This is a genomic window from Nonomuraea candida (assembly GCF_000725485.1).
In the GTDB taxonomy this organism is placed as follows: domain Bacteria; phylum Actinomycetota; class Actinomycetes; order Streptosporangiales; family Streptosporangiaceae; genus Nonomuraea; species Nonomuraea candida.
In genome coordinates, this window is record NZ_JOAG01000203.1 from 1 (window position 1) to 241 (window position 241).

A 241-nucleotide genomic window follows, 5' to 3' on the forward strand; every position below is an offset into this window, starting at 1 on the left:
CACGTTCGATCGGCAGTCGGGAGGCCCGGTGACGCAACCGGTCAAGGTCCGCAGGCTCACGGACCAAGAAGGGCAGAAGCTGCAGCGGATCGTACGGCGGGGCACGATGAGCACGGTGCGCCATCGGCGGGCGATGATCCTGCTGGCCTCGGCCGGAGGCAACACCGTCCCGGTCATCGCGCGGCTGGTGCAGGCCGATGAGGACACCGTGCGCGATGTGATCCATCGCTTCAACGAGATC

General features: G+C 67.2%; 1 protein-coding gene. It reads left to right on the plus strand.

The window, feature by feature from the left end:
• Positions 1 to 28: 28 nt before the first annotated feature.
• The coding region (locus tag IO39_RS59520; RefSeq protein ID WP_157549839.1) for a helix-turn-helix domain-containing protein at positions 29 to 241 on the plus strand (213 nt) is incomplete at its 3' end.